The 20,033-nt window shown below is 70.8% G+C and carries 18 protein-coding genes; 6 read left to right on the forward strand and 12 right to left on the reverse strand.

Features of this window, described 5'->3' with window-relative positions; genetic code table 11:
* Nucleotides 1-70 precede the first annotated feature (70 nt).
* Genes nadC through nadA form a run of 3 tightly spaced genes read right to left on the reverse strand, consistent with a single transcriptional unit; the run spans nucleotide 71 to nucleotide 3,536 of the window.
* Nucleotides 71-910: a carboxylating nicotinate-nucleotide diphosphorylase gene (gene nadC / locus BCF44_RS10925; RefSeq protein WP_116174052.1), complete on the reverse strand. Its 840-nt coding sequence runs from the start codon at nucleotides 908-910 to the stop codon at nucleotides 71-73.
* Nucleotides 907-2,523, reverse strand: coding sequence for an L-aspartate oxidase (locus BCF44_RS10930; protein WP_116174053.1), 1,617 nt, complete (start codon nucleotides 2,521-2,523; stop codon nucleotides 907-909). The genes nadC and BCF44_RS10930 overlap by 4 nt, the downstream gene beginning before the upstream one ends.
* Complete coding sequence (gene nadA, locus BCF44_RS10935; protein ID WP_116174054.1) at nucleotides 2,520-3,536, reverse strand: quinolinate synthase NadA; 1,017 nt, start codon at nucleotides 3,534-3,536, stop codon at nucleotides 2,520-2,522. The genes BCF44_RS10930 and nadA overlap by 4 nt, the downstream gene beginning before the upstream one ends.
* 96 nt (nucleotides 3,537-3,632) lie before the next feature.
* On the opposite strand from nadA, the gene BCF44_RS10940 reads away from it, so the two are divergent.
* Nucleotides 3,633-4,304, forward strand: a complete 672-nt coding sequence (locus BCF44_RS10940; RefSeq protein ID WP_281283101.1) for an NUDIX hydrolase — start codon at nucleotides 3,633-3,635, stop codon at nucleotides 4,302-4,304.
* A gap of 4 nt (nucleotides 4,305-4,308) precedes the next feature.
* On the forward strand, nucleotides 4,309-4,989 hold the full coding sequence (locus BCF44_RS10945; RefSeq protein ID WP_116174056.1) for an LON peptidase substrate-binding domain-containing protein: 681 nt from the start codon (nucleotides 4,309-4,311) through the stop codon (nucleotides 4,987-4,989).
* Here BCF44_RS10945 and BCF44_RS10950 read toward each other — a convergent pair.
* From BCF44_RS10950 to BCF44_RS10970, 5 genes are all read right to left on the reverse strand, one after another.
* Nucleotides 4,986-5,651, reverse strand: coding sequence for a DUF2567 domain-containing protein (locus BCF44_RS10950; protein ID WP_116174057.1), 666 nt, complete (start codon nucleotides 5,649-5,651; stop codon nucleotides 4,986-4,988). The genes BCF44_RS10945 and BCF44_RS10950 overlap by 4 nt on opposite strands.
* A gap of 10 nt (nucleotides 5,652-5,661) precedes the next feature.
* Nucleotides 5,662-5,868: a biotin synthase auxiliary protein BsaP gene (bsaP, locus tag BCF44_RS59515; RefSeq protein WP_116174058.1), complete on the reverse strand. Its 207-nt coding sequence runs from the start codon at nucleotides 5,866-5,868 to the stop codon at nucleotides 5,662-5,664.
* The gene (gene bioB, locus BCF44_RS10960; protein WP_116174059.1) at nucleotides 5,865-6,875 is read right to left on the reverse strand and encodes a biotin synthase BioB; all 1,011 of its coding nucleotides are present in this window, start codon (nucleotides 6,873-6,875) and stop codon (nucleotides 5,865-5,867) included. The genes bsaP and bioB overlap by 4 nt, the downstream gene beginning before the upstream one ends.
* Nucleotides 6,876-7,099: 224 nt before the next feature.
* Nucleotides 7,100-7,816 (reverse strand): dethiobiotin synthase, encoded by a 717-nt coding sequence (gene bioD / locus BCF44_RS10965; protein WP_116174060.1) that lies wholly within the window; start codon nucleotides 7,814-7,816, stop codon nucleotides 7,100-7,102.
* A gap of 35 nt (nucleotides 7,817-7,851) precedes the next feature.
* Entirely contained in the window at nucleotides 7,852-9,117 is a 1,266-nt protein-coding gene (locus tag BCF44_RS10970) for an adenosylmethionine--8-amino-7-oxononanoate transaminase (RefSeq protein ID WP_116174061.1), read from the reverse strand.
* Between the two features lie 216 nt (nucleotides 9,118-9,333).
* Here BCF44_RS10970 and BCF44_RS10980 point away from each other — a divergent pair, with 216 nt between their 5' ends.
* On the forward strand, nucleotides 9,334-9,582 hold the full coding sequence (locus BCF44_RS10980) for a hypothetical protein (RefSeq protein ID WP_116174062.1): 249 nt from the start codon (nucleotides 9,334-9,336) through the stop codon (nucleotides 9,580-9,582).
* Here the strand turns inward: BCF44_RS10980 and BCF44_RS10985 are convergent.
* The 3 genes from BCF44_RS10985 to dnaE all read right to left on the reverse strand — a co-directional run bounded on the left by BCF44_RS10985 (nucleotide 9,572) and on the right by dnaE (nucleotide 15,983).
* The gene (locus BCF44_RS10985) at nucleotides 9,572-11,095 is read right to left on the reverse strand and encodes a S53 family peptidase (RefSeq protein ID WP_246014942.1); all 1,524 of its coding nucleotides are present in this window, start codon (nucleotides 11,093-11,095) and stop codon (nucleotides 9,572-9,574) included. The genes BCF44_RS10980 and BCF44_RS10985 overlap by 11 nt on opposite strands.
* Before the next feature lie 10 nt (nucleotides 11,096-11,105).
* On the reverse strand, nucleotides 11,106-12,320 hold the full coding sequence (locus tag BCF44_RS10990; protein ID WP_116174064.1) for a cytochrome P450 family protein: 1,215 nt from the start codon (nucleotides 12,318-12,320) through the stop codon (nucleotides 11,106-11,108).
* 126 nt (nucleotides 12,321-12,446) lie between these two features.
* Nucleotides 12,447-15,983, reverse strand: coding sequence for a DNA polymerase III subunit alpha (dnaE, locus tag BCF44_RS10995; protein ID WP_116174065.1), 3,537 nt, complete (start codon nucleotides 15,981-15,983; stop codon nucleotides 12,447-12,449).
* A 225-nt stretch (nucleotides 15,984-16,208) separates the two neighbouring features.
* Between dnaE and BCF44_RS11000 the strand changes: the two genes are divergently transcribed.
* Entirely contained in the window at nucleotides 16,209-16,427 is a 219-nt protein-coding gene (locus BCF44_RS11000) for a hypothetical protein (RefSeq protein ID WP_116174066.1), read from the forward strand.
* Nucleotides 16,412-17,284 carry a tetratricopeptide repeat protein gene (locus BCF44_RS11005; protein WP_116174067.1) on the forward strand — a complete coding sequence of 291 codons (873 nt, stop codon included), beginning with the start codon at nucleotides 16,412-16,414 and terminating at the stop codon, nucleotides 17,282-17,284. Before BCF44_RS11000 ends, BCF44_RS11005 begins: the two co-directional genes overlap by 16 nt.
* Here the strand turns inward: BCF44_RS11005 and BCF44_RS11010 are convergent.
* A complete protein-coding gene (locus tag BCF44_RS11010) occupies nucleotides 17,276-18,913 on the reverse strand; it encodes a purine-cytosine permease family protein (protein WP_116174068.1) in 1,638 nt (545 codons plus the stop codon). The genes BCF44_RS11005 and BCF44_RS11010 overlap by 9 nt on opposite strands.
* 130 nt (nucleotides 18,914-19,043) lie before the next feature.
* Here BCF44_RS11010 and BCF44_RS11015 point away from each other — a divergent pair, with 130 nt between their 5' ends.
* Nucleotides 19,044-19,967: an AsnC family protein gene (locus tag BCF44_RS11015; RefSeq protein WP_116174069.1), complete on the forward strand. Its 924-nt coding sequence runs from the start codon at nucleotides 19,044-19,046 to the stop codon at nucleotides 19,965-19,967.
* Nucleotides 19,968-20,033: the final 66 nt, after the last annotated feature.

Raw genomic sequence — 20,033 nt, forward strand, 5'->3', positions numbered from 1 at the left:
CGACAGTATCTTTGCCGCGCGTCCCGCGCGGGGCCAGCCTCCCCCTGGAGCGCTGGCCCCGCGCGGGGCCTCACATGTCCAGACCGAGGTCCAGGGCGGGTGAGGAGTGGGTGAGGCCGCCGACGGACAGGTAGTCGACGCCGGTCTCGGCGTAGGCCCGCGCGACGTCGAGGGTGAGCCCGCCGGACGCCTCCAGCAGCGTGCCGGTGCCGGCGGCCTTGGTGCGGCGGAACGCCTCGGCGCAGTCCGCCACGGTGAAGTTGTCCAGCAGCACCAGCTCGGCGTCGGCGGCGAGGGCCTCGTCGAGCTGGTCGAGGGTGTCGACCTCGACCTCGCACGTCAACGCGGGCGCGTAGGCCCGCGCGGCCGCCAACGCCGCGGTGACGGAGCCGGCGGCCTGGACGTGGTTGTCCTTGATCAGGATGGCGTCGCCGAGGCCCATCCGGTGGTTGACGCCGCCGCCGCAGCGCACGGCGTACTTCTCCAGCAGCCGCAGCCCCGGCAGCGTCTTGCGGGAATCCCTGACGGCGCAACCGGTTCCGGCGATGACCTCGACCCAGGCGGCGGTGGCGGTGGCGATGCCGGACAGGTGGGTCAGCAGGTTCAGGGCCGTCCGCTCGGCGGTGACCAGGCCACGGACCGGCCCCCGCACGACCAGCGCCGCCTCGCCGGCGACGAGGCGGGTGCCGTCCTCGACCCGTGACACGACCTCGTACTCGGTGACCTCGTCCAGCACGGCCAGCGCGGCCGGCACGCCGGCGATGACGCCGGCCTTGCGCGGCCTGAAGCTGCCGACGGCGACGGCATCGGCCGGCACGGTGGCCGCGGTGGTGACGTCCGGGCCGTAGCGGAGGTCCTCGGCCAGCGCTGCCTTGACGACTCGCTGGAGATCTTCCCTGTCAATACTCACGCCACACCCCCGAGCACGGGCCGCTCGAACAGGAACGGACGCCCGGCGGCGTCCAGCCGGACCGGAACCGACCGCTGCCACGCGCCGTCGTTGCGGTTCGGGTAGTCGGTCCGCACGTGGCAGCCGCGCGACTCGGTGCGCTCAGCGGCCACGGTGAGCAGAATCTCGGCGGCCATGGTCAAAGCTGCGTCCTCGACCGACTCCCGCGTCCCGAGTGGACGGACGACGGTCGACTTCTCCAGTACGGAAGCGGCAGTCGCCAACCCGTCACCATTGCGGCCGATCGCCGCGTGCCGGCTCATCGTGCGCTGCAAGACATCCCGCTCCGCGACGGCGGCCGCCAGCGAGCCGAGCAGCTCCGCCTTGCGCGGATCGCCGAGCAGGCCCACCGCCCGATCGGCGGCGATGGCGCGCGCTGCCCGCGAGCCGACGACGAGGCCTTCCAGCAAGCTGTTGGACGCCAAGCGATTCGCACCGTGCAGACCGGAGCGGGCGACCTCGCCGGCGGCGTACAGTCCCGGCACCGTCGTCCGACCGTCCACGGAGGCCACAACGCCGCCGCACGAGAAGTGTGCCGCCGGCGCGACCGGAATCGGGTCCACGGCCGGGTCGACACCGACCGCCGCACAGGCCGCGTACACGGTCGGGAACCGCTTGCGGAAGGCCGATCCCTCCAGGTGGGTGGCGTCGAGGAAGACGTGATCGTCGCCGATCTCGTTCATCCGGCGGGTGATCGCCGCCGACACGACGTCGCGAGGAGCCAAGTCCGCCAACGGATGCACGCCGACCATCACCCGCGAACCGTTGCCGTCGACGAGAACCGCGCCCTCGCCGCGAACCGCCTCCGTCACGAGCGGGCAGCGTCCCCGCGCGCCGGAACCCATGTACAGCACGGTCGGGTGGAACTGCACGAACTCCAGGTCCGCGACAACCGCGCCGGCCCGCAGCGCCAGCGCGATGCCGTCGGCGGTGGCGACCTCGGGGTTCGACGTCACCTGGTACATCTGGCCGACGCCGCCGGTCGCCAGCAGCACCGCCGGCGCGCGCAGCACGCCCGGCACGCCATCGCCGTCCAGCACGAGCAACCCGGCCACGGCGCCCGACGGCGTGCGCAGCGCCTCGACGGCAACGTGGTTGTCCAGCATGGCGATCCGGCCGTCACGGGCCTGCGCCAGCAGCGCCCGCTCGACCTCGGCGCCGGTCGCGTCCCCGCCGGCGTGCACGACACGGAACGCCGTGTGGCCGCCTTCCCTGGTACGCGCCAGCCTGCCGTCCTCGCCGCTGTCGAACACCGCCCCCCACTTGCGAAGGCGCGTCACCGCGGCCGGGCCGTCGGCGATGATCTGCGCGACGGCGATCTGGTCACATAGCCCCGCACCGGCCGTCAGGGTGTCGGTGACGTGCCGGTCGACGGTGTCGCCCTGCTCGTGCTCGCCCGGCAGCACGACGGCGACGCCCCCCTGGGCCCACCGTGTGTTCCCGTCGCCCAGCGCGGCCTTCGTCACGACGAGAACCCGCAGGCCCAGGGCGTGCGCGTCCAGCGCCGCGGTCAAGCCGGCCACGCCGGTGCCGACGACGACAAGGTCGGCCTCGGCCTCCCAGCGGGCCCTCATTCCGCACCGCCGGGCTGGCCGATCTCGATCATCCGCTGCACCGCGCCACGGGCCCGCGCCGCCGTGTCGGCGTCCACGAACACCTCGTCGGCCTCGTCGCGCAGGCAGCGCAGCAGCGCCGCGGGCGTGATCATCTTCATGTACCGGCAGGAGGCCCGGTCGTTGACCGCCTGGAAGTCGATCTCCGGCGCGGCCTTGCGCAGCTGGTGCAGCATGCCGACCTCGGTCGCCACCAGCACGCTGCGGGCGTTGGTCGAGCGGGCGGCGGTCAGCATGTCGCCGGTGGACAGGATCTTGACCTTCTCCGCGGGCACCGCGCCCTCGCCGGCCAGGTACAGCGCCGAGGTGGCGCAGCCGCACTCCGGGTGGATGAACAGGTCCGCGTCCGGGTTGGCGGCCGCCCGGTCGGCCAGCTCGGGGCCGTTGATGCCGGCGTGCACGTGGCACTCGCCGGCCCACACGTGCAGGTTGTCCCGGCCGGTCACACGGCGCACGTGCGCGCCGAGGAACTGGTCCGGGCAGAACAGCACCTCGCGGTCGGCCGGGATGGAGGCGACCACGTCCACTGCGTTCGAGGACGTGCAGCAGATGTCGGTCTCCGCCTTCACCTCGGCGGTGGTGTTGACGTAAGAGACGACCACGGCCCCCGGGTGCTCGGCCTTCCACGCCCGCAGCTGCTCCCCGGTGATGGAGTCGGCCAGCGAGCAGCCTGCACGGGCGTCCGGGATGAGCACCCGCTTGTCCGGGCTGAGGATCTTGGCCGTCTCGGCCATGAAGTGCACGCCGCAGAACACGATCGTGGACGCGCTGCTGCTGGCCGCGATGCGGCTCAGCGCGAGCGAGTCGCCGGTGTGGTCGGCGATGTCCTGGATCTCGGGCAACTGGTAGTTGTGCGCGAGCAGCACGGCGTCGTGCGTCTCGACGAGTCGTCGCACCTCCTCCCGCCAGGCGGCGTCCGGCTGCACCCCGGTCCAGCCGTCCTCGGTCCGCTCCAACTGCGCGGTAGCGGCCATCGTGTCCTCCTCGGTTGCGGGTCCCCCGGTTTTCGCCTTATAATCGAAAACGTGCCAGATCCTATCAGCCAACCGGGGTTAACAGGCAATGAAGTACTGGCAGCAGTCCTCCAGGTGAGGCGGGAATCACTCCAGGTCCTGCTCTGGCGGCGCGCCCAGGAACCGCACGCTCACCGCTGGTCACTGCCCGGTGGGCGGCTGCGCGACGACGAGGACGTGGAGGCGTCGATCCGCCGCCAGCTCGCGGAGAAGGTGGACGTCAGGAAACTGGCACATGTCGAGCAGCTCGCCGTCTTCAGCGCCCCGGACCGGGTGCCGGGCGGCCGGATCGTCGCCAGCGCCTTCCTCGGGCTGATCCCCTGCGACGTCGACCCCGAGGTGCCCGAGGACACCGCCTGGTACCCGGTGGACGACCTGCCCGACACCGCGTTCGACCACGAGGCGATCGTGCGGCGGGCGCAGGGCCGGCTGCGCGCCAAGCTCTCGTACACCAACCTCGGGTTCGCGCTCGCCCCGCCGGAGTTCACCATCTCGGCGCTGCGCGGCCTCTACTCGGCGGCGCTGGGCTACCGGGTCGCGGCCACCAACCTCCAGCGGGTGCTGTCCCGGCGCGGTCTGCTGGAGCCGACCGGTCACACCTCGCCGCCCGGGCCGTCGGGCGGCCGCCCAGCTGCGCTGTTCCGGTTCACCGGGCACGGCATGCTCGTGACCGATCCCTTCGCGGTGCTGCGACCACCCAGCAGGGGGTCCGGCGGCGACGTACGGTAGACCCGTGGCCGAGACGCTCCCCATCTTTCCGCTGGGCACGGTGCTGTTGCCCGGGGCGTCGTTGCCGTTGCACATCTTCGAACCGCGCTACCGCCAGCTCACCGTCGACCTGGTGACCGGCGCGGTGACGGGGCGCAGCTTCGGCGTGGTCGCGATCAGACAGGGCTGGTTCACCGACGTGGACGAGCTTTCGCAGCTGCACGACGTCGGCTGCTCGGCGACGCTGCGCCAGGTCAACCGGCTGCCCGACGGCCGGTTCGACATCGTGACGCGCGGCGAGCGCCGGTTTCGCCTGCTGGACATAGACTCCGGCAGCGCGCCGTACCTGCTCGGCAGCGTGGAATGGCTGCCCGACGCCGAGGTCGCCGCCGCCAGCGTGTCGGCGGCGCCGCAGCTGTCGGAGTCCGCGCGGGCCGCGCATCGCCGCTACTGCAACGCCGCCTGGCATCGTGAGGACTGGAACGAGCCTGAGGTCGGCGCGGACACCGGGACGCTGGCGCACCTGCTCGCGGCCGACTGCCTGCTGACCATCGAGGACCGTCAGGGGCTGCTGGAGGAGCGCAACCCGTTGCGGCGCCTGCGAATGGTGCGACGGGTGCTGAACCGCGAAACGGGCATCCTGCGCGAACTACGCGCCATCCCCGCCGCGCTGTCGGAGTTCAGCATCCGCCCCAGCACGAACTAGCCGAGGCGGCGGCCGAGGTCGTCCATGCCGTTCCACGCCGTCAACGTGCCGTACGCCAGCGCGGTGGCCAGCGGCTGCGCCAGGATGACCCAGCTCGACTCCAGGATCGGGGCCTGGTCGAACACCGCGCGGTTGGCGGGCGTGCCGGGGAGCGCGTAGTGAGCGCCGGCCCAGGAGACGCCGACCTTCATCGCCAGCCACGCGCCCAGCGCGGAGCCCAGCACGGCGGCGATCATGATCACCGGGCCGCGGCGCTCCCGCAGCAGCCACACGATGCCGCCGACGACCAGGCCCATGCCGAGACCCAGCAGCACGAACAGGATCAGGTCGTCGAACCGGTGGTAGCTCTCGTCGAGCAGCGGCAGCTGCTGGCCGTCGACCAGGATCACGCGCTGCGGCGGCGCCAGGATGGACCACAGCCAGCCGAGGAGCAGCCCGGACAGCGCCACCGTGGACAGCACGCTCACGGCCGGCAGCAGGTCGCGCTTGACCACCACGCGGGCCGGTCTGGCCTGCGGCAGCATCGCCATGATGTCCGACACCGACGGCACCGGGGCCGTCCGCACGTCCGACGAGACCGCCGACGAACCCGGCTCCGGGTCCCGCTCGGTGACCGGCGGGATGCGCATCGGCTCGGCCCGCTCGCCCGCTTGCTCCGACATTCGAGCGACCCTAGCCGACCGACGGTGACGTCGACGTTCGCTCGCCGTGTCGGCTGCAATTCGCCACCCATCCGGCGGGTGTCACCTGCACGACCATGCGCCGCCCGCACTCCGCGCAGAACCGCGGCGGGTCGATCGAGGCCAGCCGGGTCCGGCAGAGCGTGTGGTCGCCCGTGGCGGCGGGCTGCCCGCACCGGGCGCAGAATTCGGCGTTCACAGGCTCTGGTTCAGCGCCTTGACCGGCATGCTGAGCTCGTCGAGCATCTCCAGGTCCTGGGCGGCCGGGCGGCCCAGGTTGGTGAGGTAGTTGCCGACGATGATGGCGTTGATGCCGCCGAGCATGCCCTGCTTGGTGCCGAGGTCGCCGAACGTCAGCTCGCGGCCGCCGGAGAAGCGCAGCAGCGGGCGGGGCATGGCCAGCCGGAACGCGGCCACCGTGCGCAGCGCGTCGCGGCCCTCGACGATCTCGTACTGCTCGTACGGGGTGCCGGGCTGCGGGATGAGGAAGTTCATCGTGCACTCGTCCGGGCCGAGCTCGGCCAGCTGCGCGGCGAACTCGGCGCGCTGCTCGACGCTCTCGCCCATGCCGATGATGCCGCCGCAGCACACCTCCATGCCGGCCTCGCGGATCATGCGCAGGGTCTCCCAGCGCTCCTCCCACGTGTGCGTGGTGACCACGTTCGGGAAGTGCGAGCGAGCCGTCTCGAGATTGTGGTTGTAGCGGTGCACGCCCATCGCCACCAGCTCGTCGACCTGCTCCTGCGTGAGCATGCCCAGCGAGCAGGCGATCTGGATGTCGTTGCCGTCCTCGCGGATGGCCTTGATGCCCTCGCGGACCTGCGACATCAGCCGGGCGTCCGGCCCGCGCACGGCCGCCACGATGCAGAACTCGGTGGCGCCGGTCGCGCGCGTCTCCCGGGCGCTGCGCACCAGGCCGGGGATGTCCAGCCAGGCCGAGCGGACCGGCGACGGGAAGCGGCCGGACTGGGAGCAGAAGTGGCAGTCCTCGGGGCAGCCGCCGGTCTTGACGCTGACGATGCCCTCGACCTCGACCTCCGGGCCGCACCAGCGCATCCGCACCTGGTGGGCCAGCTCCAGCAGCTCCTCCAGCCGGTCGTCGCCGAGACGGAGCACCTGCACCAGCTGCTCCTGCGACAGTCCCTCGCCGCGCTCCAGCACCTGGTCACGGGCGACGGCGATGATGTCGGTGTCCACGGCGGTCACGGACCTTCCTCGCTAACGCTCGGAACACGAAGGTCCGCGACCAAGGTCGCAGTGTTGGATGGTTCCCTCGCAAGCTCGGTCACAGACTGCTCTCCTCACTCCGGGTGACGCTGGGATGCAGTCTGCCCCACGCGACCTCGTCGGATCGTGTTACGAGACTCACGCCGCCTCCTTCGTCGGCAGCGTGAGTCAAGCTGCGTCGAATGGTTCGCTCGCAGGCTCGCTCACGCGGTGAACTGCTCCGCGAACACGTCCGGGTCGAACGTGCCGCCGAGCCACGGTGACATGGCGGCCCGAGCGACCTCAAGAAAGTCTGAGGGGTCCAACAGTCCCGAGCCCTCGGGCAGCGCGCCGAGCAGCGGACCGCCGGCCGCCTCTGGTAGGTCGACGAGGTTGCAGCGCGACGCCAGGTCGGGCTCGGCCGGCCAGCTGCCGATGACCACGCCCGCGCACTCGATGCCCCGCTTGAGCAGCACCTCGGCGGTCAGCGCGGTGAGGTTGAGGGTGCCGAGGCCGGCCTCGGCGACGATCAGCACGAGCGCGTTGAGCGCCCAGGCGACGTCGGCCAGGGTCGCGCCCTCGTCGTCGAACCGCACCAGCAGCCCGCCCGCGCCCTCGACCAGCACCAGGTCGTGGTCGGCGGCCAGCTCGGCCACCGCGGACGCGATCTCGCCGGGGTGCACCTGCGGCATGCCGGCGCGGGTGGCGGCGGTGTCCGGGGCCAGCGGCTCCGGGTAGCGGCGCAGCTCCCTGGTCGTGATCTTGCCGGCGAACCGGGCCACCTCGTCCAGGTCGCCGGGCTCCTGCGGGCCGACCCCGGTCTGCGCCGGCTTGACCACCGCGACCCGCTGGCCGCCGTCCACCGCCAGGGCCGCACAGGCCGCGGTGACCATGGTCTTGCCGACACCGGTCCCGGTGCCGGTGATCACGAGGATGTTCACGACCCATCAGGTTAGTGGTTCGCCTCGTCGCAGGCTCAGGGGACCGCCGCGGCCGCAATGATGGCGTTGCAGACCTGAGACAAGTCGTCGTCGGAAATCACGTACGGCGGCATCGTGTAGATCAGGTCGTTGAACGGCCGCAGCCACACCCCGTGCTCGACGGCCGCGCGCTGGGCGGCGGCCATGTCGACGGGGTGGTCGAGCTGCACGGCCCCGATCGCGCCGAGCACCCGGACGTCCTTGACGCCGGGCACGGCCCGCGCCGCCTCCAGGGCCCGCAGGCCGGTCTCGATGCGTTTGATCTCGCCCCGCCAGTCCTGCCCGAGCAGCAGGTCGATGGACGCGTTGGCCACCGCCGAGGACAGCGGGTTGCCCATGAAAGTAGGCCCGTGGGCCAGCACCGGCACCTCGCCGCGGGAGATGCCGTCGGCGACCCGCGAGGTGCACAGCGCCGCCGACATCGTCATGTAACCGCCGGTCAGGGCCTTGCCGACGCACATCACGTCGGGGCTGATGCCGGCGTGGTCGGCGGCGAAAAGCTCGCCGGTGCGCCCGAACCCGGTGGCGATCTCGTCGAACACCAGCAGCACGTCGTTGGCGAGCGTCACCTCCCGCAGCACGTGCAGGTAGCGCGGGTCGTGGAACCGCATGCCGCCGGCGTTCTGCACGACCGGCTCGACCACCACCGCCGCCAGCTCGTCGGCGTGCCGCTCGACCAGATCGACGAGGTGCTGCACGTAGTCGTGCTCGAACTCGGCCGGCGGCGGATCGGCGAACACCTGCTGCGGCAGCACGCCCGTCCACAGCGAGTGCATGCCGCCGTCGGGGTCGCAGACGCTCATCGGGTGGAACGTGTCGCCGTGGTACCCGCGCCGCCAGGTCAGCAGCCGGCGCTTGTCGGGCCGGCCCAGCGACCGCCAGTGCTGGAGGCACATCTTGATCGCCACCTCGACCGACACCGACCCCGAGTCGGCCAGGAACACGTGCCGCAACGGCTCCGGGGTGATCTCCACCAGCCTCGCCGCCAGCCGCACCGCCGGCTCGTGGGTGAGACCGCCGAACATCACGTGGCTCATCCGGCCGAGCTGGTCCCGCACGGCCGCGTCCAGCACCGGGTGCCGGTAGCCGTGGATGGCCGACCACCAGGAGGCCATGCCGTCGACCAGTTCCCGCCCGTCGGCCAGCCGCAGCCGCACGCCCTCGGCGTCGGTGACGACCAGCGGGTCGATCCGTCCCGGCATCGGCCCGTACGGATGCCAGACGTGGGCGCGGTCCAGCGCGAGCAGCTCGTCGGGTGTCACGCCGTGGACCCTAACTGAGAAGCCGTTAAGCACGGCACCTCGTCGACCACAGCCGTCAGGATCCCTGGTCGCAGGCCAATCCCCGGGAGCTGATGGTCAGCCTGTCCTACCCGGCCTTCCCCGGCACGGGCCCGACCGCGCCGTACGCGACCGTCGCCGAGACCACGGCTTCGTTGCAGGCACAGGGATTGCCGGTGTCCGACGCTCTGGGACGAGGTGTGGCCGCAACTCGGAGGCTGGAAGCGCTGGCTCACCGTCAGCGGCGCCTCGCACCTCTCGTTCACCGACTCGCCGACCCTGCTGGCCCAGCTCGGCCTGCAGCAGTCGGGACTGCCGGCGGATCGAGCCGTCGCCGTCACCCGCGGCTACGTGACGGCGTTCTTCGACCAGACCCTCCGGCACATCCCGCAGGCCGTCCTCAACGGGCCGACCCCGCAGAACCCGGAGGTGCACTTCAACCCGTAAGTCGCTGCCGTAGCACGGAAAGCAGGGCGTTGCCGTCCGGCGAGCCGAGACCGGTGCACGGATCCCAGCCGGGCGAGGCCGGATACCCCTGGTTGTCGCCGGCGGTGACGTCACGGAAGCCGGCGGCCAGCTTCCCGGGCTCAGCATCCTTGTACAGCAACGGTTGCAGCAGCCCCAACGGTCGGCCCAGCTGCTGCACGAGCCGGGCCACCAGCGCCGACCAGAGCGGGGCGACGGCGCTGGTGCCGCCGGCCGGGTACGACTTTCCGTGCACCAGCACCGAATACCCGGTCTTGGGATCGGCGACGCCCGCGACGTCCGGCACGCCGCGACCGGATTCCGGTGCGCCGCAAGCGGATTGGTAGTCGGGACGGGCGAAGAACACGCTGACCCCGCCGCCGGTGGCGTTCGTGCCGGCGCCGTTGTTCCACACCGTCTCGCTGCTGATCACGCCACTGGAGACGTCGGCGATCAAACTGGTTCCCCCACAGGCCAGCACATACGGGCTGGACGCCGGGAAGTCCGTGTGGTTCTTGCCGTCGGTCTGCTGGTCGCTGGCGCCCCAGTCGCCGCTCGAGACGACAACCGTCACGCCGAGCGCGGCGGCGTCGGCGAAGGCGTCGTTCAACGCGGTTCGGGTCTGCTCGGTCCACAGGTCCTCGGCCCCGCCCCAGCTGATGCTGACGGCCGCCGGCGTCGGCGCGGCGTGCACGGCGGTGCTGATGGCGTCGACGAAACCCTGATCGGTGTTGGGTGCGAAGTAGACGGCCTGCGTCACCTCGGGGGCGAGCCCGCCGATCACCTCGATGTCGAGCATGACCTCGTTGTCGCCGGGGGTGTTCGGCGAGTTCGCGCCGCCGTCCACGCTCACCGCCCGCACCGACACCGGGCCGACCCCGACCTGCTGGAAGTACGTCGCCAGCTCGGCATCGGTGTAGCCGCCGGCCAGCTCGATGACTGCGATCGTCGACGCGGCCCCGGGCACGGCCGCCGGGAAGCCGTAGATCTTGCCCAGCTGCGGCGGCGTGTACGAGACGCCGACAGCGGCGTCGACCGCCTGCCTCCGTGCCTGGGGACGGTCGTCCAGCCCCAACACGGCCTGCACGACACCGTCCAGTTCGGCCGGCACCTCCAGCGCGCCCACCCGGTGCCGATGCCGGACGTCCCCGGCCGACACCAGCTCCAGCGACACGCCGAACGCCCGGTTCATCGCCGCCAGATCGCCCCGTACGGACAGCCGTCGCGACGCGAGGTCCTCAGCCACCACGTCCACGCCGAGTCCACCGAGGACGGTGCGGACCCGTTGCGCGTCGGCGGGATCGGCCCCGTACCGGTCGGCGAACTCCTGCCGGCCGACCACCGCCGGCCCGGACACGAGACCGGCCGGCAGCTCGGCCCGCCGCCGCAGCACCACCGTCGCGGTGAGCACGGTCGCCGGATCGAGCGTGCCGGCCGGCACGACGCCCCGGGCAGCCGGTCGAGTGCTTCCTGCAAGGACAACTCGTGCTGGCATGCCCCGATGGCTACAGGATCACGGGCAGCTTCTCAAGTCCGTGCACCAGCACGCTGATCCGCCACTGGAGCTCCGACGGCTCGACGGCGAGCTTGAGGTCCGGGAACGCGGCGAGCAGGCCGCGGAAGGCGATCTCGCCCTCCAGCCGGGCCAGCGGCGCGCCGAGGCAGTAGTGGATGCCGTGCCCGAACGCCAGGTGCCCGCCCACCGGTCGGGTGATGTCGAGCTGGTCGGCGTGCTCGAAGCGGTCCTCGTCGCGGTTGGCCGAGCCCAGGCCGACCAGCACCAGTGACTCCGCCGGGATGGTGACGTCGCCGACCACCACCGGCTCGGTGGTGAACCGGAACGTCGACATGTTGACCGGGCTGCGGAAGCGCAGGAACTCCTCGACCGCGCCGGGCATCAGCGACGGGTCGGCCTTCAGGCGCGCCAACTGCTCGGGATTGGTCAGCAATGCCAGCACGCCGTTGCCGATCAGGTTGACCGTGGTCTCGTGGCCGGCGATCAGCAGCAGGAACGCCATCGAGACCAGTTCCTGCTCGCTGAACCGGTCGCTGTCCTCGCTGGTCTCGATCAGCGCCGAGAGCAGGTCGTCGCCGGGGTTGGCGCGCTTGTCGGCGACCAGCTTCATGAAGTAGCCGACCATCCACCTGCCGGCCGCGCCCACCTCTTCCGGGCCGGCGCTGGAGATGATGGTGTTGGAGTTGCGGCGGAACGCCTCGCGGTCCTCGTCGTCCACGCCGAGCAGCTCGCTGATCACGGTGATCGGCAGCGGGAAGGCGAACACGTCCAGCAGGTCGACCTGGTCGCCGGCGGTCAGCTTGGCCAGCAGCTCGGCGGTGATCTCCTCGATCCGCGGGCGCATCTGCTCGATGCGGCGGGCGGTGAACGCCTTGGTGACCAGGCGGCGCAGCCGGGTGTGGTCCGGCGGGTCCATGGCCAGCATGTGCTGGTTGAGCTCGTCGGCGAAGGGCCGGCCCTCGCCCTCGACGGTCCGGTTCTTGGCCGAGACCGCGTTCATGCCCGCGCTGTTCTTCTGCACGGTCGGGTCCGCCAGCACCGCCTTGGCCTCCTCGTACCGGGTCACCAGCCACACCCGGAAGCCGTTGGGTGTGACCACCGGCCGGGCGGGCGCCTCGGCCCGTAACGCGGCCTGGAAGGACTGCGGGTCCTGGAAGAACTCGTAGGTGAACAACTCGTCGGGCGCCGTCTCGGTGCCAGTCATCGGGCTCTCCCCTCCGCCACGTAATAGGGGCAACCAACGATTGGTTAACCCTGTTTACGCCAGTGTGCCCACATGGTCCCCCGGGCGCATCCATTATCGGTGAATGTGCCCGGGGTCACAGGCGTCTCAGCCCAAGCAACCCGGTCCCAACAGGGCCTTGAGGTCGCCCATCAGTGACGGTGACGGGTCCACCCGCAGCCCGTCGTCCAGTCGCAGCATGGTGCCGCGCCGGCCGTTCATCAGGTTCAGGTGCACCTCGGTGGAGCCCGGGTGCGACTTGAGGACCTCCTTGAGCTGGCCCACCAGCGGCCGGGTGCACTTGGCCGCGTGCATGGTCAGCTTCACCGGCATGCCGCTGGCCGCCATCTCCAGGTCCGGCAGCGCCAGGTCGTTGGCGATCAGCGAGATCCGGTCGTCGCGCTTGGCGATGCGGGCCTTGACCAGCACGATCGCGTCCTCGGCGACGCTCATCCCGACCACCGAGTAGGTCTTCGGGAAGAACAGCACCTCGATGCCGCCGGCCAGGTCCTCCAGCTGCGCGGACGCCCACGACTCGCCGGACTTGTTGATGCGCCGGGTCACCGAGGCCAGGATGCCGCCGACCGTCACCTGCGCGCCGTCGGGGAGGTTGCCTTCGAGGATGGTGGCGATCGCCGTGTCGGACTGGGCCTCCAGCACCCGCTCCACGCCGTTGAGCGGGTGGCCGGACACGTACAGGCCGAGCATCTCCCGCTCCAGCGTCAGCTGGTGCTTGGAGTCCCACTGCTCGTCGGGCACCTTCACGTCGAACACGCCGCCGGCGTTGTCCTCGCCGTCGTCCCCGCCGCCGAACAGGTCGAACTGGCCGACCGCCTCGGCCTTCTTGGTGTCCATGATCGCGTCGACGGCCTCGATGTGCACCATGTGCAGGCCCTTGCGCGGGTGGCCCAGCGAGTCGAAGGCGCCGGCCTTGATCAGCGACTCGATGACCTTCTTGTTGCAGGCGTTGGCGTCGACCTTGCGCAGGTAGTCGGAGAAGTCGACGAACGCGCCCTTCTGGGTGCGGGCCGCCACGATCGAGTCGACCACGTTCGCGCCGACGTTGCGGATCGCGCCCAGGCCGAACCGGATGCTGTCGCCGACCGGCGCGAACTCGCGCATCGAGTCGTTGACGTCCGGCGGCAGCACGGTGATGCCCATCTTGCGGCACTCGGCCAGGTAGATCGCGGCCTTGTCCTTGTCGTCGCCGACCGAGGTGAGCAGGCCGGCCATGTACTCGGCCGGGTAGTTCGCCTTCAGGTAGGCGGTCCAGTACGAGACCAGGCCGTACGCGGCCGAGTGCGCCTTGTTGAAGGCGTAGTCGGCGAAGGGGACCAGGATCTCCCAGAGGGTCTTGACGGCGTCCTGCGGATAGCCGTTGTCCAGCATGCCCTTCTCGAAGCCGGCGTACTCCTTGTCCAGGATCTCCTTCTTCTTCTTGCCCATCGCGCGGCGCAGCAGGTCGGCCTGTCCCAGCGTGTAGCCGGCCAGCTTCTGCGCGATGGCCATGACCTGCTCCTGGTACACGATCAGGCCGTAGGTGGTGCCGAGGATGTCCTTGAGCGGCTCCTCCAGCGCCGGGTGGATCGGGGTGATCTCCTGCTGCTTGTTCTTGCGCAGCGCGTAGTTCGTGTGCGACTTGGCGCCCATCGGGCCCGGCCGGTAGAGCGCGCCGACCGCGGAGATGTCCTCGAAGTTGTCCGGGCGCATCAGCCGCAGCAGGTCGCGCATGGGCCCGCCGTCCAGCTGGAACACGCCCAGCGTGTCGCCCCGGCCCAGCAGCTCGTAGGTCTTCTTGTCGTCCAGCGCCAGGCTGTCCAGGTCCGGCGGGGTCTTGCCGTTGAGCTTGATGTTCTTCATCGTGTCGTCGATGACCGTGAGGTTGCGCAGCCCCAGGAAGTCCATCTTCAGCAGGCCGAGCGTCTCGCAGGTCGGGTAGTCGAACTGCGTGATGATCGAGCCGTCCTGCGGCCGCTTCCACACCGGGATGTGGTCGGTCAGCGTCTCCGCGGACATGATCACCGCGCAGGCGTGCACGCCGGCGTTGCGGATCAGGCCCTCCAGGCCGCGGCCGGTGTCGATGATCTCCTTGACCTGCGGGTCCTGCTCGTAGAGGGCGCGGATCTCGGTGGCCTCGGCGTAGCGCTTGTGCTGCGGGTCGAACAGGCCGTTGAGCGGGATGTCCTTGGCCATCACGGCCGGCGGGTAGGCCTTGGAGATCCGGTCGGCGACCGCGTAGCCGGGCTGGCCGTAGAGCACGCGGGCGGAGTCCTTGATCGCCGCCTTCGCCTTGATGGTGCCGAAGGTGATCACCTGGGCGACCTTGTCCTCGCCCCACTTCTCGGTGACGTAGCGGATGACGTCGCCGCGCCGGCGCTCGTCGAAGTCGATGTCGATGTCGGGGGGGCTGACGCGGTCGGGGTTGAGGAACCGCTCGAAGATCAGGCCGTGGGCCAACGGGTCCAGGTCGGTGATGCCCATCGCGTACGCGATCAGCGCCCCCGCGGCGGAGCCACGGCCCGGGCCGACCCGGATGCCGTTGTTCTTGGCCCAGTTGATGAAGTCGGCGACCACGAGGAAGTAGGCCGGGAAGCCCATCTGCAGGATGACGCCGATCTCGAACTCCACCTGCTTGCGGTGTTCCTCGTCGATGCCGTCGGGGAACCGGCGGTGCATGCCGGCCCACACCTGCTCCTTGAAGTACTCGTCCTCGGTCATGCCCTCGGGGATCGGGAACCGCGGCATCAGGTTGTGGAACTTGAACATGTCGGTGGTGTCGACCTTCTCGGCCACCAACAGCGTGTTGCGGCACCCCTCCTGCCAGGGGTCCGAGGAGTCGATCGCGCGCATCTCGTCCGGCGACTTCAGGTAGTAGCCCGTGCCGTCGAACTTGAAGCGGGTCGGGTCCTGGAGCGTCTTGCCGGTCTGCACGCACAGCAGCACGCCGTGCGCGTCCCGGTCCGACTCGTAGGTGTAGTGCGAGTCGTTCGTCACCACGAACGGCAGGTTGAGCTGCTTGGCCACGTTGACCAGGCCGTCGCGGACCCGGCTCTCGATCTCGATGCCGTGGTCCATCAGCTCCACGAAGAAGTTGCCGTCCCCGTAGATGTCCTTCCAGTCCGAGGCCGCCTGCAGGGCCTCCTTCTCCTGGCCGAGCCGCAGCCGGGTCTGCACCTCGCCCGACGGGCAGCCGGTGGTGGCGATCAGGCCCTTGGAGTTCTCCGCCAGGAGCTCCCGGTCCATCCGCGGCCACTTGCCCAGCTGGCCGTCGATGCTCGCGTAGCTGGAGGCCCGCATCAGGTTGTGCAGGCCCTCGTTGCTGGCCGCCCAGATCGTCTGGTGGGTGTAGGCGCCGCTGGCCGACACGTCGTCGTTCTTCTGGTGCGGCTCGCCCCAGGTGATGCGCCGCTTGTCGTGACGGGAGCCCGGCGCCATGTACGCCTCGATGCCGATGATCGGCTTCACCCCGGCGGCGGTGGCCTGCTTGAAGAAGTCGTAGGCCCCGTACATGTTGCCGTGGTCGGTGATCGCGGCCGCCGGCATGCCCAGCCGGTTGCACTCGGCGAACATGTCCTTGAGCTTGGCGGCCCCGTCGAGCATCGAGTACTCGGTGTGCACGTGCAGGTGCACGAACGAGTCGGACATTGTAGGCGGCCTCCCCTGGGCTGAACGACTAGCGCCCCTATCTTGCCTCCTCTCCCCGGCGGAGCCGGCACCAGCCACGCGGACTACTTTCCGCTACTTCCGGGTAGCAGAAAGCCGCAGGTCAGGGCGGGGCATTCGCGACTGTCGGCGAACGGGCGGATTTCCCGGGCGATCTGGGTGCGGACTCCCTTCCGACCGGGAAGCGTCCCCGGCGAGGCTGCGCCCATGGACGACCTGATCTGGATCTTGGAAGAGAAGAGCAACCACAACGAGCTCGACCTAGAAGACCTCTGGGCGATGACCGAGCCCCACAACCACAACGAGGTGTCGATCGAGGACCTGCTCTGGCCGATGCAGGACCCATCGACCAACCACAACGAGCTCGAGGACCTGATCTGGCCGCTGACCGAGCCCAACAACCACAGTGAGTGCGAGTCCCTTTGACCACGGCCGACCTGCTCCGCGCCGCCCGCCGCCTCTTCGACGAGGGGCGGCCGGCGGAGGCCCTCCGGCCCGCGTCGGCGGCGCTCGCCACGGTCGACGGCGACTCGCCCCGAGCGGCGATCATCCATGTGGCGCTGAGCGAGATCCACGAGCGCCTCTCCCGATACGACGACGCGGAGCGCCACGCCCGGGAGGCGGTCCGCCTGGCGACGGGCCGGTCGCGGATCCACGCGCTGGCGGCGCTGGCGGTGGTGGAGCGGGTCCGTGGCCACTACGACCGCGCGGAGGAGCGCTATCGCGAGGCCCTGGGCCTGGCGACCGACGAGAAGGCGGCGCTGCTGTGCGGGCTGGGCGTCGTCTACAAGGACGCTCGCCGCCACGACGACGCCGAGACCGCCTACCGACAGGCCCTCGACCTGATCGGCCCGGACGAGCCGGCGGCGGCGAGCGTCTGGCACAACCTGGGCGGCCTCGACCACGCGCGCGGTCGATACGCGGAGGGCGAGCCGCACGCGCGTCGCTCGGTGGCCCTCCGTGAACGGGCGCTCGGCCCGGATCACCCGACGGTGGCGGCCGATCGGGCGGCGCTGGCGTCGCTGCTCGCCGGCCAGCGACGGTTCGACGAGGCGACGACGTTGTACGAACAGGCGCTGGACGTCTTCGAACGGGTCTACCCGCCCGACCACTACGACTTCGCGGTGACGTACAACGACCTCGGCGTCGTCCTGGCGGCGCAGGGCCGGACCGCCCGGGCGAGGGACCTGTACGAGAAGGCGCTCGCGATCAAGCGCCGCCTCCTCGGCCCCGACCACCCGGACACGGCCCGCACCGTACGGAACCTGGCCGCCCTACGGTGACTTGAGCTGCACCAGCACCGGCCCGGTGCGCTGACATGCCTGCCCGCACTGGGTTTCCAGCGTGCAGCACAGCGAACAGACGGCCCCGCCGTGGTGCACGCAGTCGACGATGTCGGGCAGCTCGTACGGGTCGTCGCACACCTGGCACTCGAGCGCGGCGGTGAGGTCGGTGGCCTCGGAATCGGGGCCTGACACCAGGTTCGGCCGCGCGAGGTAGTACTTGCCGCCGGTCAGCCGTGCGGTCACCGGCACGGCGATCATGGCGACGAGCAGCGCGATGAACGGGCTCCAGGCGGCGGCGACCTCGCCGAACGCGCCGAAGTACGCCACCACCGACACGACCGATGCCAGCACCATGGAGCCGAATCCGACGGGGTTCACCGCGTACAGGTAGGCCCGCTTGAACTCGACGTACGGCGGGCTCCAGCCGAGCGGCTTGCAGATCACCAGGTCGGCGACGACGGCCCCGATCCACGCGATGGCGACGTTGGAGTAGAAGCCGAGGATGTTGTTCAGGAACGCGAACGCGCCGAACTCCATGAGCGCCAACGCGATGCCGCAGTTGACGAGCACGTACCAGGCGCGGCCGGGGTGCCGGTGCAGGACGCGGGAGAAGAAGTTGGCGAACGACAGCGACCCGGAGTAGGCGTTGGTGGTGTTGATCTTGATCTGGGAGACCACCACGAACAGCGCCGCGAGCGGCAGCGTGACGGCGCCGAGCGCGGGCCGCACGGCCTCCACGTAGGGGGCGATCGGCTCCAGGACGGCGGACTGTCCGATCGCCCCCAACGCACAGAACGCCAGGAACGCTCCACCCAACTGCTTGAGCGCCCCCAGCACCACCCAGCCGGGCCCGGCGGCGATCACGGCCGCCCACCAGGCCCGCCGGTTGGCCTCGGTCTTCGCCGGCATGAACCGCAGGTAGTCGGCCTGCTCGCCGATCTGCCCGATCAGCGACAGCGCGACGCCCGCGCCGAGCCCGACCCCGGTCAGCGACAGGCCGCCGCCGAACGACGTGAACTGGCCGAACCGCTCCGGGTGCACCACCAGCACGACCACGAACGGCAGCACCAGACCGAGCAGCCAGATCGGCTGCGTCCACACCTGCATCCGGGCCAGCGCGCGCATCCCGAACAGCACGAACGGCAGCACGATCAGCGTGGTCAGCAGGTAGCCCAGCGCCAGCGGTAAGCCGAAGGCCAGCTGGAACGCCTGGGCCATGATCGACCCCTCCAGCGAGAAGAAGATCACCGTGAAGCTGGCGTAGATCAGCGACGTCAGCGTGGACCCGAAGTAGCCGAAGCCGGCGCCCCGCGTGAGCAGGTCCATGTCGACGCCGTAGCGGGCGCAGGCGGTGGCGATCGGAATTCCGGTCAGGAAGATGACCACCGCGGCGATGCCGATGGCCAGCGCCGCCGACTGGAAGCCGTGCAGCATCACGATGCTCGCGCCGATGGCGAAGTCGGCCAGGTAGGCGATGCCGCCCAGCGCGGTGCTGGCCACCGCGAACGGCGACCAGCGGCGGAACGAGTTCGCCGCGTAGCGCAGGGAGAAGTCCTCGCTGTCCTCGTTGGCCGCCAGCCACGCGTAGCGGCGCTTGGGGCCCGTCTTCACGTCGGTGACCGTCATGGCTTCCGACCGTAGGAAGCGTCTTTTACGGCCAGGTTCCAACGCTGTAACCCCACCTGGGCAGGTGATCTTCCCCGTCGCGGCGCACCGGGACGGACGGTGCGGAAGGCGACCGGGTAGCGTGCCAGGCGTGGCCGTGCCGGATCCTGTCGACTTCCGTCTGCTCACGCTGCTCGCCGAGATGGGGCGGGCCGCGGTGCACGACGTGGCCGCGCGTCTGGGCATGGACCCGCGGGAGGCCGCCGCGCGGCTGGTGGCGCTGTCCGCGTCCGGCATGCCGCTGCTGGTCGGCGTCGAGTGCGACCCGAACGGGATCAGGGCGGCGATCGCCGCCGCGAGCCGGCAGCAGCAACAGCAGCAGTGGCAGGGATATCCGCCGCAGTACGGCGCTCCCCAGCAGCAGATGCCGCCGCAGTACCAGCAGCAGCACCCCCAGCCGCAGTACGCGCCGCCGCAGCCCCAGTACGCGCAGTCGCCGCAGAGCGTGCCGTTCCCCGCGCAGCAGCCGCCGGCCGCTCCGCCGCAACAGCAGCCCGCGGCACAGCCTCCGGCCGGTGGCACCTGGGGACCGCCGCAGACGTCCGCGTGGGCGCGGGGCGACCAGCAGACGGTCAAGGCCGAGCCCGTGCCGCCGCAGAAGTTCACCGTCGGCAGCACGCAGCAGACGGTCGGCCTGGAGGGCGAGCAGCTGTCCATCCAGCTCGTCGAGGTCGTCGACCCGGCCGACTTCCTGTTCACCGCCGCCGGCTACCGGCTCCAGGAAGGTGAGCGGGCGGTCGTCGTGCACACCGAGCTCACCAACCGCGGCAGCGTGCCGTTCTCCTCGCTGCCCGACCTGTACCTGCTGCTGGTCGCCGCCGACGGGCAGACGGTGTCCAAGGCGCCGGTGTCGCTGTCGTCCCGGCCGCCGCACCGCATCGGCGTGCAGCCCGGCGAAACCGCCGGCGGCCACACCGTCTACGTGCTGCCGGACGCCACGGAGATCACCTCCGTGCGCTGGAGCCCCCGCCCCGACGACCCCGCCCACTCCCTCACCTGGGAGATCGAGAACTAACCCCCCGCCATTCCAATTTTCGCCACATGCGCTTCCTATGTGTCACCAGGTGCCAAATAGGAAGCG

This window comes from Kutzneria buriramensis, from assembly GCF_003387475.1.
Lineage (GTDB): Bacteria > Actinomycetota > Actinomycetes > Mycobacteriales > Pseudonocardiaceae > Kutzneria > Kutzneria buriramensis.

Excerpts from the sequence above, each read along its gene's own strand:
- BCF44_RS10930 (WP_116174053.1), bottom strand. The coding sequence starts at position 2,523 with ATGAGGGCCCGCTGGGAGGCCGAGGCCGACCTTGTCGTCGTCGGCACC.
- nadA (WP_116174054.1), bottom strand. The coding sequence starts at position 3,536 with ATGGCCGCTACCGCGCAGTTGGAGCGGACCGAGGACGGCTGGACCGGG.
- BCF44_RS10950 (WP_116174057.1), bottom strand. The coding sequence starts at position 5,651 with ATGTCGGAGCAAGCGGGCGAGCGGGCCGAGCCGATGCGCATCCCGCCG.
- BCF44_RS10985 (WP_246014942.1), bottom strand. The coding sequence starts at position 11,095 with ATGCCAGCACGAGTTGTCCTTGCAGGAAGCACTCGACCGGCTGCCCGG.
- BCF44_RS10990 (WP_116174064.1), bottom strand. The coding sequence starts at position 12,320 with ATGACTGGCACCGAGACGGCGCCCGACGAGTTGTTCACCTACGAGTTC.
- dnaE (WP_116174065.1), bottom strand. The coding sequence starts at position 15,983 with ATGTCCGACTCGTTCGTGCACCTGCACGTGCACACCGAGTACTCGATG.
- BCF44_RS11000 (WP_116174066.1), top strand. The coding sequence starts at position 16,209 with ATGGACGACCTGATCTGGATCTTGGAAGAGAAGAGCAACCACAACGAG.
- BCF44_RS11010 (WP_116174068.1), bottom strand. The coding sequence starts at position 18,913 with ATGACGGTCACCGACGTGAAGACGGGCCCCAAGCGCCGCTACGCGTGG.